The 13,314-nt window shown below is 64.3% G+C and carries 11 protein-coding genes; 4 read left to right on the forward strand and 7 right to left on the reverse strand.

Going from position 1 to position 13,314, the window contains the following annotated elements:
* Window positions 1-25: 25 nt before the first annotated feature.
* The 3 genes from X268_RS13950 to X268_RS13960 all read right to left on the reverse strand — a co-directional run bounded on the left by X268_RS13950 (window position 26) and on the right by X268_RS13960 (window position 4,047).
* Window positions 26-1,093 carry a GGDEF domain-containing protein gene (locus tag X268_RS13950; RefSeq protein ID WP_128925489.1) on the reverse strand — a complete coding sequence of 356 codons (1,068 nt, stop codon included), beginning with the start codon at window positions 1,091-1,093 and terminating at the stop codon, window positions 26-28.
* A gap of 166 nt (window positions 1,094-1,259) precedes the next feature.
* Window positions 1,260-2,783 carry a DEAD/DEAH box helicase gene (locus tag X268_RS13955; protein WP_128925490.1) on the reverse strand — a complete coding sequence of 508 codons (1,524 nt, stop codon included), beginning with the start codon at window positions 2,781-2,783 and terminating at the stop codon, window positions 1,260-1,262.
* 301 nt (window positions 2,784-3,084) lie between these two features.
* Complete coding sequence (locus X268_RS13960) at window positions 3,085-4,047, reverse strand: helix-turn-helix domain-containing protein (protein ID WP_128925491.1); 963 nt, start codon at window positions 4,045-4,047, stop codon at window positions 3,085-3,087.
* 198 nt (window positions 4,048-4,245) lie between these two features.
* Between X268_RS13960 and X268_RS13965 the strand changes: the two genes are divergently transcribed.
* The 4 genes from X268_RS13965 (at window position 4,246) to X268_RS13980 (ending at window position 8,595) form a co-directional block, all read left to right on the forward strand.
* Window positions 4,246-5,760, forward strand: coding sequence for a caspase family protein (locus X268_RS13965; protein ID WP_128925492.1), 1,515 nt, complete (start codon window positions 4,246-4,248; stop codon window positions 5,758-5,760).
* Between the two features lie 175 nt (window positions 5,761-5,935).
* Window positions 5,936-6,175, forward strand: a complete 240-nt coding sequence (locus X268_RS13970; protein ID WP_128925493.1) for a hypothetical protein — start codon at window positions 5,936-5,938, stop codon at window positions 6,173-6,175.
* Window positions 6,176-6,404: 229 nt separating this feature from the next.
* Complete coding sequence (locus tag X268_RS13975) at window positions 6,405-7,667, forward strand: FAD-dependent oxidoreductase (RefSeq protein ID WP_128925494.1); 1,263 nt, start codon at window positions 6,405-6,407, stop codon at window positions 7,665-7,667.
* A 163-nt stretch (window positions 7,668-7,830) separates the two neighbouring features.
* On the forward strand, window positions 7,831-8,595 hold the full coding sequence (locus X268_RS13980) for an outer membrane protein (RefSeq protein ID WP_128925495.1): 765 nt from the start codon (window positions 7,831-7,833) through the stop codon (window positions 8,593-8,595).
* Between the two features lie 111 nt (window positions 8,596-8,706).
* Here the strand turns inward: X268_RS13980 and X268_RS13985 are convergent, their stop codons facing one another.
* From X268_RS13985 to parE, 4 genes are all read right to left on the reverse strand, one after another.
* Window positions 8,707-9,477: an SDR family NAD(P)-dependent oxidoreductase gene (locus X268_RS13985; RefSeq protein ID WP_128925496.1), complete on the reverse strand. Its 771-nt coding sequence runs from the start codon at window positions 9,475-9,477 to the stop codon at window positions 8,707-8,709.
* A gap of 21 nt (window positions 9,478-9,498) precedes the next feature.
* Window positions 9,499-9,684 (reverse strand): hypothetical protein, encoded by a 186-nt coding sequence (locus tag X268_RS13990; protein ID WP_008558617.1) that lies wholly within the window; start codon window positions 9,682-9,684, stop codon window positions 9,499-9,501.
* Window positions 9,685-9,923: 239 nt separating this feature from the next.
* Window positions 9,924-10,700, reverse strand: coding sequence for an outer membrane protein (locus tag X268_RS13995; protein WP_128925497.1), 777 nt, complete (start codon window positions 10,698-10,700; stop codon window positions 9,924-9,926).
* A gap of 447 nt (window positions 10,701-11,147) precedes the next feature.
* Window positions 11,148-13,190, reverse strand: a complete 2,043-nt coding sequence (parE, locus tag X268_RS14000) for a DNA topoisomerase IV subunit B (RefSeq protein ID WP_128925498.1) — start codon at window positions 13,188-13,190, stop codon at window positions 11,148-11,150.
* Window positions 13,191-13,314 lie beyond the last annotated feature (124 nt).

Consider the following 13,314-nt stretch of genomic DNA (forward strand, 5'->3'; position numbering starts at 1 on the left):
ACTGATTTGCAGAAAGAGGTGGTGCTCAGGCCACCCGGCCGTGGGTCTCGACCGCGTATTCCGGATCCGCTTCGCAGATCACGCGGTTGCGGCCGTTGCGCTTGGCGGCGTAGAGGCAGGCATCGGCACGCTCGATCAGCGCGTCGGTATCGTCGCCTTCCTTGAGCATGGAGACCCCGACGGAAATGGTGACGCGGCCGAGGATCTCGCCGGTCGACTTCTTCTTCAATTCCTTTGCCATCACGGCGCGGCGGATGTGATCGGCCACCGTGAGGGCCTGGCGCAGCGCCGTGTTGGGCAGCACGACCGCGAATTCCTCGCCGCCATAGCGCGCGGTGATGTCCTGACCCTTGATGGTCTGCTTTAGCGAAAGGCCGACGAGCCGCAGCACCTGGTCACCAGTGAGATGGCCGTAGGAATCGTTGAACGACTTGAAGTGATCGATGTCGAACAGCAGCAGACACAGCGGCTCGCTCGAGGCCAGCGCGCTCTGCACGGCCATGCCGATCATGCGGTCGAAATATTTGCGATTTCCGAGGCCGGTGAGCGGATCGGTCAGGCTCTCGGCGCGGATCGCCTCCAGGCTCTGCTGGAGATTGCTGATCTCGTTCTTCGACAGCGTCAGGCGGTCTTCCAGCAGCTTGTTGGCCTCGCGCATCTCGCTGGTCGAACGCAGCAGCGTTTCGACGATCGCCTTGATCTGGTCACGGCTCTTGGCCGACGACAGCTTCTCGGTCGCGCCCGACAGGCTGGCATCGTAGGAGCTGGTCATGCCCAGTGCATCGCTCAAGACCTTCATCACGTCGTCGATCTCGCCGATGACGCGCGCGCCGACCTTGTCGATGCGGTCGGTGGTCTTGATATGGGAAAGATAGGTCTCGTAGATCTGCTCGAGATCGGCCTCGGTCAGCTTGCCGCTTCGTGCCAGCGTCTCGTTGATGATCTTGTTGAGCGGCGCGTTGTAGCCGGTGGCGTAGACGTACCAGATCTCGTAATTGCGGGGAATTGCCGTCTGCCGCAGCGATCGGATCTGACCGAGCGCTACCTCGGCGAACGCCATCGTGCGTTCGTGTTCGTCGAGCACCTTGACCACAGAACATACCCCACAGCGGTCGACGCGCCCACGACCGCAGCAATGCTTAAATTATGTTCGTAGGCTAACGGACGATCGTGAACGCCCCGTAAATATACGTTCACGAAAAATCTGAAAACGTGTATTTCCTATTTCCTCAACCGAAGCCTGGAGCGCTTCGCGCGCTTCAGGCGCCGGCGGGGGAGCGAACCGGCCGCAGCAGAAACGCCGGCAGATGCGAGTGATCGCCCGGCTCGGTGTCGACCTCGCGTTGGCGGCGCGGCTCGGGACGGCCGATCGACGGCACATGCGCATGATTGGCCTGCGGGCGCGCGTCGCGCCGCGGCTCCGCCCTGCGCTTGTCGTCGGACCGATGCCGCGCTTCGGAGGACTGTCGTGCGTCCGAGGCGTGCCGGGTCTCTGAGGAATGTCTCGTCTCAGAAGAATGTCTTGCCTCGCCACGGGCCTCCCGCGGCTCATGGCTGCGCTCACGATCGCGGCCGCGCTGCGGCTTGCCGCGTCCGCCGCGTGAACGTTCGCGGCCGCGCGGCTGCTCGGCCCCATCGCCGGCTTCGGTGTGGACGTCGTAATCGCCCTCGGCGCGCGGAATGCTCTGGCCGATCAGCTTCTCGATGGCCGCCATCGACTTCTGGTCGAGCGGTGTCACGATCGAGATCGCAGTGCCGGTGCGGCCAGCACGGCCGGTACGGCCGATGCGGTGGACGTAGTCGTCGGGGGGATGGGGGACGTCGAAATTGAAGACGTGGCTGACCTCGGGGATGTCGAGGCCGCGGGCGGCAACGTCGGAGGCGACAAGCAGCGGCAGCTCGCCCTTGCGGAACTGGTCGAGCGCGGCCATGCGGGCCGGCTGGTCCATGTCGCCGTGCAGTGCGCCGACGCTGAAGCCGTGCTTCTGCAGCGACTTGTGAACGATCGCGACCTCGCGCTTGCGATTGCAGAAGATGATCGCGTTCTTGAGGTCCTTGGCTTCGCGCAGCAGGCGGCGCAGCAACTCGCGCTTCTCGTGCGCCTCGCGGCCGGCAGGCACCTGGGCCTGCGTCACGGTGACGGCGGTGGTGGCGGGCTTGGAGACCTCGACCTTCTGGGGATTGTGCAGGAAGGCTTCGGTGATGCGCCGGATTTCCGGCGGCATGGTCGCGGTGAAGAACAGGGTCTGCCGGGTGAACGGGACCAGCTTGCAGATGCGCTCGATGTCGGGAATGAAGCCCATGTCGAGCATGCGGTCGGCTTCGTCGATGACGAGCAGCTCGACGCCGGTGAGCAGGAGGCCGCCGCGCTCGGTGTGGTCGAGTAGGCGGCCGGGCGTTGCGATCAGCACGTCGACGCCGCGCATCAGCTTGGCGTCCTGGTCGCCGAAGGAGACGCCGCCGATCAGGAGGGCGACGTTGAGCTTCTGGCCGGCACCGTAGCGGTCGAAGTTCTCCTTGACCTGGGCCGCGAGCTCACGGGTCGGCTCAAGGATCAGCGTGCGCGGCATGCGTGCCCGGGCGCGCCCTTTTTCGAGGATGGTGAGCATCGGCAGCACGAAGGCCGCGGTCTTGCCGGTGCCGGTCTGGGCGATGCCGAGCACGTCCTTGCGTGCGAGGACGTGGGGGATCGCCTGTTCCTGAATGGGGGTGGGATTGGTGTAACCGGTGGCCGCCACTGCGGCGAGGACTTTTTCGGACAGTCCGAGATTTGAAAAGGACATTGAGCCTCTGGTCGAAACCGCCGTTCGGAATCGAGGGTAATAAGGCTGTCGCGTTCCACCCCGAAACGGCGCGCTCTCAAAGAAGCTGGGGGTGCTGACTCACGCGAACAAAGCGCCAGGCTCGGGAATCGGTCTTCGATCTGAGCCGCGTCGCCCCGGAACATAGGGCGGAATCCGCCAAAGTCAATGGAGCGGGCGCGGGAAGACCCTAAAAAGCCTGAGGTTTTTGCCCAAATCTCGGGCGCTTCTGAGGTTTTCGGCTTTAGCCCCGCGCTTGCCGCCGGCGCCGCCAAAACGGCGGCTAGCGTCCCTCCGAGCCCTGGGCCCGGAAGTCACCGGGGGCCATGCCGTAGGCGGCGTTGAAGACCCGGTAATAGGTCGCCAGGCTCTCGAAGCCGCAGGCGGCTGCGATATCGGCGATCAGCCGCTCCGGCGCCTCGCGCATTAGGCGGCGGCTCTGCTTCAGCCGTTCGTCCGTCACGGTCTGCGAGAAGCTTTTCGCCGCTGTCTCGAACAGTATGTGCAGGTGGCGCACCGACACCCCGAGGTCGTCGGCCACCATGGTCGGCGCCAGATCCGGGTTTTGCAAATGGCGCGCAATCAGGCGTCTGGCCTGCGAGAGGCGGGCGGTCCGCAGCGCGGCCTGTCCGCGCCGGCTACCGGGCCGCACGATGCCGCGCTCGATCAGCGCCAGATGGGCCAAAGCCTGAACCAGGGAGGTCGCGTCCTCGGCGCCTTCGTCGGTGGACGCTGCGCCGAGCTCGGCAAAGCAGGCACCGAGCAGGGGCGACAGGGTGGAATCAGCGAATGTCTTCGGCGAAAGCTCGCGCATGCGCTTGTCCTGCGCCGGGATGCTGCTGACCGGAATCTTCAGGATGCGCAGATGAAAGCCGCCTGCGCCGAGCGGCGTGGTGCGGTAGGGCAGGTCGGTGTGGCTGGTGGCAAAGCTGCCGTTGGCGATCGCAAAGTCGTTTCCGCGCATGCCGCCGAACCAGCCGCCGCTGCCGAGTTGCTGATAAACGCAGATGGCGTCACCCGGCGCATAGGCGATGTCGGACGTGCTGCGCTCGACTGTGTAGGCCGAGGCCTTCAGCTCGACGAGACCGGCGCCGCCAAGCTGGCGCAACGAGAATTCGCCGAAGAAATCCGTGCGCCGTTCGCGCTCGAGCTCGGCGGTGACGCCGAACAGTCCCTTGGAGCGCACCTCGCGCCAATAGTCGAAGCGATCGTTCGGCTCGACCTCGTCGGTACACCAGCGATACACGGTAGCCCCCGCTTGCAGCGCAATTGCCCTAGAAAGAGCAGATTCCGAGGGAATCTGCCATAGCCAGATCATGGAACCGGAGCCCAGGTCCTTGAACCGCCGTTGCGTCTCGGCCGACTATCACTCAGCGGCAAAGGGTCCAATGAACTGCCGTTCGAAGGCAGCGGCCTGGCGCCGCTCTGCAACGGGAAACTTGCGATGACGCGTCGGCTTTTCAGAATTCTGGCGGCGCTTGGCCTGGCAGCTGGCCTCAGTGGCCTTGCGCTTCCGGCCCATGCCGAGAAGCGCGTCGCCCTCGTCGTCGGCAACAACGACTACAGGAACGTCCCCAAGCTGCTCAAGGCCGTCAACGACGCCCGCACTATGGGCGACACGCTGAAGCAGCTCGGCTTCTCGGTGATGGTCGCGGAGAACCAGAACCGGCAGCAATTCTCGGAGACGCTGCTCGCCTTCGACAAGGCGATCGAGCCGGGCGATACCGCGTTCTTCTTCTACGCCGGGCACGGCTTCGAGATCGCAGGCCAGAACTATCTGCTGCCGACCGACGTGCCTGCGGCGACGGAAGGGCAGGAGGAGCTGGTGCGCGACGCCTCCATCCTCGCCGATCGCATCATCGAGCGCCTGCAGAACAAGAAGGCGCGGACGTCGATCCTGGTGTTCGACGCCTGCCGCAACAATCCGTTCGAGCGCAAGGGCACCCGCGCCGTCGCCGGCGGCGGCGGACTTGCGCCGATGACGCAACTGCCCGAAGGCGTGTTCTCGGTGTTCTCGGCCGGTCCGCGCCAGACCGCGCTCGACCGTCTGTCCAGCGACGACACTAATCCGAATTCGGTGTTCACGCGCACCTTCGCCAGGGAGCTGCTCAAGCCCGGCGAGACCCTCGTGCAGGTGGCGCAGCGCACCCGCCGCGCCGTCAGCGAGATGGCCGATACCGTCAAGCACAGGCAGGTGCCGGTCTATTTCGACCAGATGGTCGATGACGTGTTCCTCAGCGGCATGGCGAAGGATGCCGCGACGCGGCCGGACGAGCCGCCGCCGCAGAAGCTCGCGGCGTTGCCGCCGGTGTCAGTGCCGCAACTGCCGAAGGAGGAGGCCACCAACGCGCCGATCGCGAGCTTCTCGCGGCACAATGGCGGCTGGAGCGTGGTGTTCTCATTCGCCGACCCGACGCTCGGCATCTCCTGGCGCATGGCCGGCAAGGGCGATTTCCGCGAGACCGGATTCATCGACACGCTCGATCCGCGCACGCGCAAGCGGATGCCGAACCCGTCGATCGAATTGCCGCCGGATGCGCAGGCCGGCACCATCGAGGTCCGCTATGTCGATCAGGCCGGCGACATGCAGGGCCCGTTCCCGATCAGGTTCGATCCCGAGGCCGCGCTGATCCGCGACCAGCGCAAGATCCTCGACATGACCGCGACGAGCTGGCTGTCGTTCCGCGAGTTCAACGGGCTCTTGGTCTACTACACGCACCTCGTGTCCTATCGCTGCGCCATCCGCGAGGTGCGCATCGGCATCGACACCGCCGTGCCCAACCAGGTTCTGAAGATGCCGCCTTGCGACATGCGCGACCCCAGCGCGATCACCGCCGGCATGCCGCTCTACATGAAGCTCGCCCCAGGCACGCAGTCCGTCTCGGTGGAGCTGACCTATCGCGACGGCAGCGTCTCCGAGATCAAGAGCTTTAAGAGCGCGAACCGCAGCAACAATTGAGAGGGCGTGGTCCGGGTCGTTGCAAGTGGAACTCGCGCCTTTGGCAAATCGTTATCGGAGTGCGGCGCAGAAGGTTGGCCTTCTTAGGACGCAATGACGCTGTCCCTCGAAGGGAGTGGACTATAAAGTGGCATTTGAGCTGCCGCAGCCGCTTCGATGGGAGGGAGACTACCTCATGAAAAGACTTACCGCAGCCGCATTTTTCCTCGTCCTATCGACAAGCATTGCTCCTGCAATAACTGCCGAGGTCGCAAAAAAATGCAATGCAGCTGTTGCGAAGACCTTCCCGCCGCGTGTTCCCGGCAATCCTGCGGCGGGCAGCGCAAAAGGCTCCGGGAGCGACCAAGCGGCATTCTATAAAAAGTGTGTCGAGAATGGCGGCGAGGTGCCGACGAAATCCGATGCGGCCAAATGAATTCCGGACATCTGAACGCTGCCGTGATCGCTCCCTAGTCTGAAGTCGACCAGTTGAATTCAACCGCACGAGTGCATGATCCGGAGGAGGGAGCAGCGGTTTTCCGAAAAGATCATGCTCAAACAATAGGCTAGAACGCGTTGACGGTTCATCCTAATCGCATCGCGCTTTGGCGTTGTCTTGTGTCTGGCATTCTTGATCGATACGCGCATCGCGGATTCTGGCTGCAATGATATCCGACCAGCAATCGAACCGGACGAGAAAGGTCCGCTGCTGCATCGTCGGCGGAGGGCCGGCCGGCATGATGCTCGGCTATCTCCTGGGGCGAGCCGGCGTCGAGGTCGTGGTGCTGGAGAAGCATGCGGATTTCTTCCGTGACTTCCGCGGCGATACCGTGCATCCCTCGACGCTCCAAGTGATGGATGAGCTCGGCCTGATCGACGGCTTCCTGAAGCTGCCGCACCAGCGCCTGCAGAAAATGGACGGACTGTTCGGCGGCACGCCGGTGCGCATCGCCGATCTCAGTCGGCTCCGCACCAAATACCCCTTCATCGCGTTCATGCCGCAATGGGACTTCTTGAATTTCCTGCGCGAGGCCGGCCGGCGCTTTGCCTCGCTCGAGGTGATGATGAGCACGGAGGCGGTCGATCTGATCCGCCGCGGCGAGACGATTGCCGGCGTACGAGCGAAGACGCCAGGCGGCACCATCGACATCGAAGCCGATCTCACCATCGCCTGCGATGGCCGGCATTCGACGGTGCGCGAGCGCGCAGGCCTTGCCGTCGAGGAGGTCGGCGCGCCGATGGACGTGCTGTGGTTTCGCGCCGGCCGCAGACCCGACGAGACCGAGAACGTGTTCGCCCGGGTCGAGCGCGGCAAGATGATGATCACCTTCGACCGCGGCGACTATTGGCAATGCGCCTACGTCATCGCCAAGGGACAGCACGAGGCGGTGAAGGCGAGGGGATTGCAGGCGCTGCTTGACGACGTCGTGCGCATGGCGCCGATCCTCAGGTCCGGCATCGCTGACGTGAAGAGCTTCGACGACGTCAAGCTGCTGACCGTTGCGATCAACCGCATGGCGCGCTGGACGCGGCCGGGCCTGCTTTGCATCGGCGACGCCGCCCATGCGATGTCGCCGGTGGGCGGCGTCGGCGTCAATCTGGCCGTGCAGGACGCGGTGGCGGCCGCCAATCTGTTGGCGGACAAGCTGCAGCACGGCTGCCCGCCCGAGGATGAGCTCGATGCCGTGCGCCGTCGTCGCGAGTTTCCGGTGAAGATGACGCAGCGAATGCAGGTGGTCGTGCAGAACAACATCATCAGCGGTGCCTTGCAGGGCGGCGACCGGCCACTGAAGGTGCCGCTGATCGTACGCGTCATCACCGCACTGCCATGGCTGCAGGGCATTCCGGCGCGCCTGATTGCACTCGGGGTGCGGCCCGAGCACGTGCACTCGAAGGCCGCGCCGGGATCCCAGGCAGGACTTCGGTAGGGATAACGCCGTGCTAAATTGCGCGCGAGGCGTTGCGCGCCTGCAACAGCGCTGACCGATTTGCAGCCCGATGCGGGCTCGTCGGCCACGTTAACCGTGTTGATTTCAATTTTAGTAAGAGCCGTCTGTGACCGTGCGCCCATCAAAGGACACGGGGTGTACCATGCGTAATAAGTTGATTGCCGCCTTCGCCTGCACGACCGCTCTGGTTTCGACCGGTGCTGCCTCCGCCGCCGATCTCGGCGCGCGCTACACCAAGGCGCCCGCTTATGTCGAGCCGCTGTTCAACTGGACCGGTTTCTATGTCGGCGGCCACATCGGCGGCGCGTGGACCAACGAGCAGTTCATCAACAACGGGACCGGCGCGCCGTTCGGCGACCTTTCGGTTGGGCAAGGCTTCCGTCAGCGCAATTCGGGTGTCATGGGCGGCGCCCAGATCGGCTACAACTGGCAGGCCAACAACTACGTGTTCGGCATGGAAGGCACGATCTCCGGCCTCGACAACAAGGGCACGTTCACGAACACGGTGTTCGGTGCCGGGGACGACGTGTTTTCCTGGCGTGCCAACGTGCTCGCGACCGTGGTCGGCCGCGCCGGCTTCGCCGTGCAGAACAACCTCTTCTACATCAAGGGCGGCTATGCCGGCGTGAACAACCGACTGTCGGTCAGCGACACCGTCGGTGTTTCGGGTTCGGGCGGCCAGACCCACTGGCACAACGGCTGGACCGTCGGCGCCGGCTGGGAATACGGCGTCACCCGCAACTGGATCGTCGGTCTCGAATACAACTACGCGGCCTTCGCCAGCCAGACCTATCAGCTCGGCGGCACCTCGGGAAACTACACCTTCGATACCAAGCCGCGCGACATCCAATGGGCCGTGGTGCGCGCGAGCTACAAGTTCGACGCCCCGACCATCGCCCGTTACTGAGCACGTCGACGCAACGCGACCAACGATCAAGAAAAGCACTGCCAAATTCAAAAGCCCCGGTTTGGTCCGGGGCTTTTTTTTGCACCGTTGGATTTGCGGCCCGCGTCCGCCTCAGGCCATCACGGAGAAGCCGCCGTCGACGGGGATCGCGGTGCCCGTGACGAAGTTCGAGGCAGCCGATGCGAGGAATACGGTGATACCGGCGAAGTCGTCGATGTCGCCCCAGCGCCCCGCAGGCGTGCGCGCCAGCACCCGCTCGTGCAATCCAGAGACCTGCTGCCGCGCACCGCGGGTGAGGTCGGTATCGATCCAGCCCGGCAGGATCGCATTGACCTGGATGTTGTCGGGCGCCCAAGCGTTGGCGCAGGCGCGGGTGTACTGCACGATGCCGCCCTTGCTTGCCGCATAGGCGGTGGCAAAGCTCGCACCGAAGATCGACATCATCGAGCCGATGTTGATCACCTTGCCGTTGCCTGATGCCTTCAGGTGCGGATAGGCGAGCTTCGAGCACAGGAACGCGCTGGTCAGGTTGGTGTCGATCACCTTGTTCCATTCGTCGAGCTCGAGCTCGTGCGGCGGCTTGCGGATGCTCATGCCGGCATTGTTGATGAGAATATCGATGCGGCCGAGATCCTTCACCACGCGCGCGATCATGGCTTCGATCGCCGCCCTGTCGGTGACGTCGGTCGCGACCGCGATCGCCCGGACGCCGCGCTGCCTGAGATCGTCGACCGCCGCCTTGGACTTGGTCTCGTTGCGCCCGACCACGGCGATGTCTGCGCCTGCATCGGCAAGGCCGCGCGCCATGCCGAGGCCGATGCCGCCATTGCCTCCTGTCACGATCGCGACCTTGCCGCGGAGATCGAACCGACTGGATGTCATGCTTGTATTCCCTGGTTTCTTTTATTGATTGCTCTGCCAGATCAGCACCAGCCCGAAACCGGCCATGGCAGCGCCATAGCCGGCCCATTGCAGCTGGTTGACCATGAAGCTCGATCGCGGCCAGGGCACCGTGCCGGTCCCCTGTCCGATCCAGAGCAGCCCGACGGCCGTCGCAAGCAGGCCTGCGACCAGCAGAAATCTGCGCATGCATTCCTCCCCGTCGGTTTGCTTCTGTCGCGGTGTTCGGCGCGAAAGATTGCCGTTCTCGCGAAAACTTGGCGCCAGACTAGCCGTAGCTTCGGTTCGGATACAATGGGGAGGACGCATGTCCGTGCGCAAGGTCATCCCAGGACCGCTCACTCAAGGTAAGCATCGGCCGATAGGCGCGGACAACGAAAAAGCCCCGGACGATGCCGGGGCTTTGACGTTCTGAACTTGCGTTCGGATCAGTACTTCGCGACGACCGGACCGGTCCAGTTGAAGCGGTAGACCAGCGAGGTGCTGATGGTCTGCACCAAGGGCTTGAAGCTGATCGAGTCGGTGGTCGCGACGTTGCCGGCGTCGGTGCGGACGGCAATGTCCTTGCGATCGTAGTAGGCGGCACGATATTCGGTCTTCATGAACCAGCCCGGCGCCGAGATGCCGAAGATGTTCAGGTTGTTCTCGACGCCGCCGCCGACGAACCAGCCATTGCGGTTGAACGAGTCAGTATGGAAGCCCGAAGCCGTCCCGGCGAGGTTGGTCAAGCCAGCGCCCGACCAATGCGATCCGGAGTAACCGGCATTGACGTAGGAGAGAACGTTCGGCGCAACCAGATAGCCGAGGCGAACGCCCGCGGCCCAAGCGTCCTGCATCTTGATGCGGCCGGTCAGCGCAGCGAACTCATCGTTGATGCTGCCGCGCAGGCTGCCGAACTGACCGTCGGCGAACACGCCGGCCACCCAGGTGCCGCTGAACTGCCAGTCGTAGCCGAGACCGACCGTTCCGAACCAGCCGTCACCACCGACGCGCTGATCGATCGTCACGGGAACGCCAACGAAGTTGGTGTGGGTGTCCGCATCCCAGACGCCGCCGCCGGCGCCGCCGAAGATGTAGAAGCCGGTCCAGTTGGCGACGGGCGCCGGCATCGGCGCCTTCACGTAGGGACGGGCAGCCAGGTCAGCGGCCGAAGCCGAACCGGTCATCGCGGCAACCGCGGCCAGAGCGAACAAAACCTTCTTCATGTCAAAATCCCCAACCTTGGTCTGTCGTAACAGGCGCGAGCGCACTGAAGTTCGTGTCATCTGATGGCCCGGACTATAGACGTTTCCCGCCGAAATGCTGTTGCCGGGCAGGCACAGTTGCCGGAAAACGCCGGTAAGCGGGGGTTGGGGACGTGCCTGTCGAAATTCGCAATAATCTAGATATCTCAATGCATTATGTAGTATTTTGTGAGAAGCGTTTTTTGGTAACTTCTCGTTAGCGAATTCGGCTTTGTTCGAAATGGAGGCAATCCTGCCTCAGCCCTGAGCCTCCGTAGCCCTCTTCGGCCCCGTGAGTCGCTGGCCGAGTCGCCGCCCGACGCCGCCGATCGGATGGCGTACCGGCCCCAGAAACGAGAGAGCCCCGGCGGTCAGGCCGGGGCTCTTGACAGGTTCGGCAGCGGCCAAGGGTGTCATCCGCCTCGCAAGTCAGACGTCCAGCAGCTCTTCGTTGGCAAACTCGGCCTTGTCCGAGATGAAGGCGAAGCGTGCCTCGGCCTTGGTGCCCATCAGGCGCTCCACCGAATCCGCCGTGGTGTCGCGGTCGTCGGCGAGCAGCACCACCTTGAGCAGCGTGCGCTTGCTCGGATCCATGGTGGTTTCCTTGAGCTGCGCCGGCATCATCTCGCCGAGGCCTTTGAAGCGGTTCACCTCGACCTTGGCATTGGCGTTGAACTCGCTCTTGAGCAGCGCGTCCTTGTGGGCGTCGTCGCGGGCGTAGACCGATTTCGAGCCGTGGGTCAGCTTGTAGAGCGGCGGCACCGCGAGGAAGAGATGGCCCTCGTCGATCAGCCGCGGCATCTGCCGGTAGAAGAAGGTGATCAGGAGCGAGGCGATGTGGGCGCCGTCGACGTCGGCGTCCGTCATGATGATGATGCGCTGATAGCGCAGATCCTCTTCGCGATATTGCGCGAGCTGGCCGCAGCCGATCGCCTGCACGAGATCCGAGAGCTGCGCGTTCGCCGTCAGCTTGTCCTTGCCGGCGGAAGCGACGTTGAGGATCTTGCCGCGCAGCGGCAGCACCGCTTGCGTCTTGCGGTCGCGCGCCTGCTTGGCGCTGCCGCCTGCCGAGTCGCCCTCGACGATGAAAAGCTCGGAGCCTTCGGTGCCGGCGTCGGTGCAGTCGGCAAGCTTGCCGGGCAGGCGCAGCTTCTTGCCGGCGGTTTTCCGCGCGGTCTCTTTCTCCTGCCGGCGGCGCAGCCGCTCCTCGGCGCGGTCGATCACGAAATCGAGCAGCCGGTTGGCCATGTTCGGATTGCCGGACAGCCAATGGTCGAACGGATCCTTCATCGCCTGCTCGACGATGCGCTGCGCCTCGGCGGTGGCGAGACGATCCTTGGTCTGGCCCTGGAATTCAGGCTCGCGTACGAACACGGACAGCATCACGGCCGCGCCCACCATGACGTCCTCTGACGTGACGGAGGCGGCGCGCTTGCCCTGTCCGACGCGCTCGGCGTGATCCTTCAGGCCGCGCAGCAGTGCGCTGCGCAGGCCGGATTCGTGCGTGCCGCCGTCGGGCGTCGGCACCGTGTTGGTGTAGGAGGAGAGGAAGCCGTCGGCATCCGCGGTCCAGGCCACCGCCCATTCGCAGGCGCCGTGCGCGCCGTTGCGGCCCGACTTGCCGGAGAAGATGTCCGGATGCACCAGCGTGTCGGCGTGGATCGCCGCCGCCAGATAGTCCTTGAGACCACCGGGGAAGTGGAACGTGGCTTCCGCCGGCACGTCCTCGATGCCCTTGAGCAGCTCGGGTGCGCAGTTCCAGCGGATCTCGACGCCGCCGAACAGATACGCCTTCGAGCGCGTCATCTTGAACAGGCGCTGCGGCTTGAACGCGGCCTTTTGCCCGAAGATGTCGGTGTCGGGCTTGAAGCGCACGCGCGTGCCGCGGCGGTTGTTGACCTTGCCGAGATCCTCGAGCTTGCCCTTGGGGTGGCCGCGTTCGAACGACATGCGGTAGAGTTTCTGGCTGCGTGCGACCTCGACCTCGAGCCGCGAGGAGAGGGCGTTCACCACCGAGATGCCGACGCCGTGCAGACCGCCCGAGGTCTCGTAGACCTTGCTGTCGAACTTGCCGCCCGAATGCAGCGTGCACATGATGACTTCGAGCGCCGACTTCTTCGGGAATTTCGGATGCGGATCGATCGGGATGCCGCGGCCGTTGTCGGTGACGGTCAGGAAGCCGTCGGCACTGAGCTCGACTCCGATGAAGGTCGCGTGGCCAGCCAGCGCCTCGTCCATCGAGTTGTCGATCACTTCGGCGAACAGATGGTGCAACGCCTTCTCGTCGGTGCCGCCGATATACATGCCCGGCCGGCGCCGCACCGGTTCCAGGCCTTCAAGCACCTCGATGTCGGCCGCGGTGTAATCGGCTTCCCCGCCGCCGCGCGGCGCCCCCTTGGCGGGCGCACGGGACTTCGGCTCGTCGCCGCCGAAAAAGTCGTCTTTTGCTTTAGGCTTCAATTGCTTGGACATATGTCTTGATGTGCTTTAGGGGCCGCGTCAGCGGCGAATCGGTTAGGCCGACTATGCCACTTCTGACTTGGAAAGGTTACCGCAGGGCCGGACGGGCCGCGTGGTTGCGAGCCAATCCCGGCGA

Origin of the sequence: Bradyrhizobium guangxiense (assembly GCF_004114915.1) — a bacterium.
GTDB lineage: Bacteria > Pseudomonadota > Alphaproteobacteria > Rhizobiales > Xanthobacteraceae > Bradyrhizobium > Bradyrhizobium guangxiense.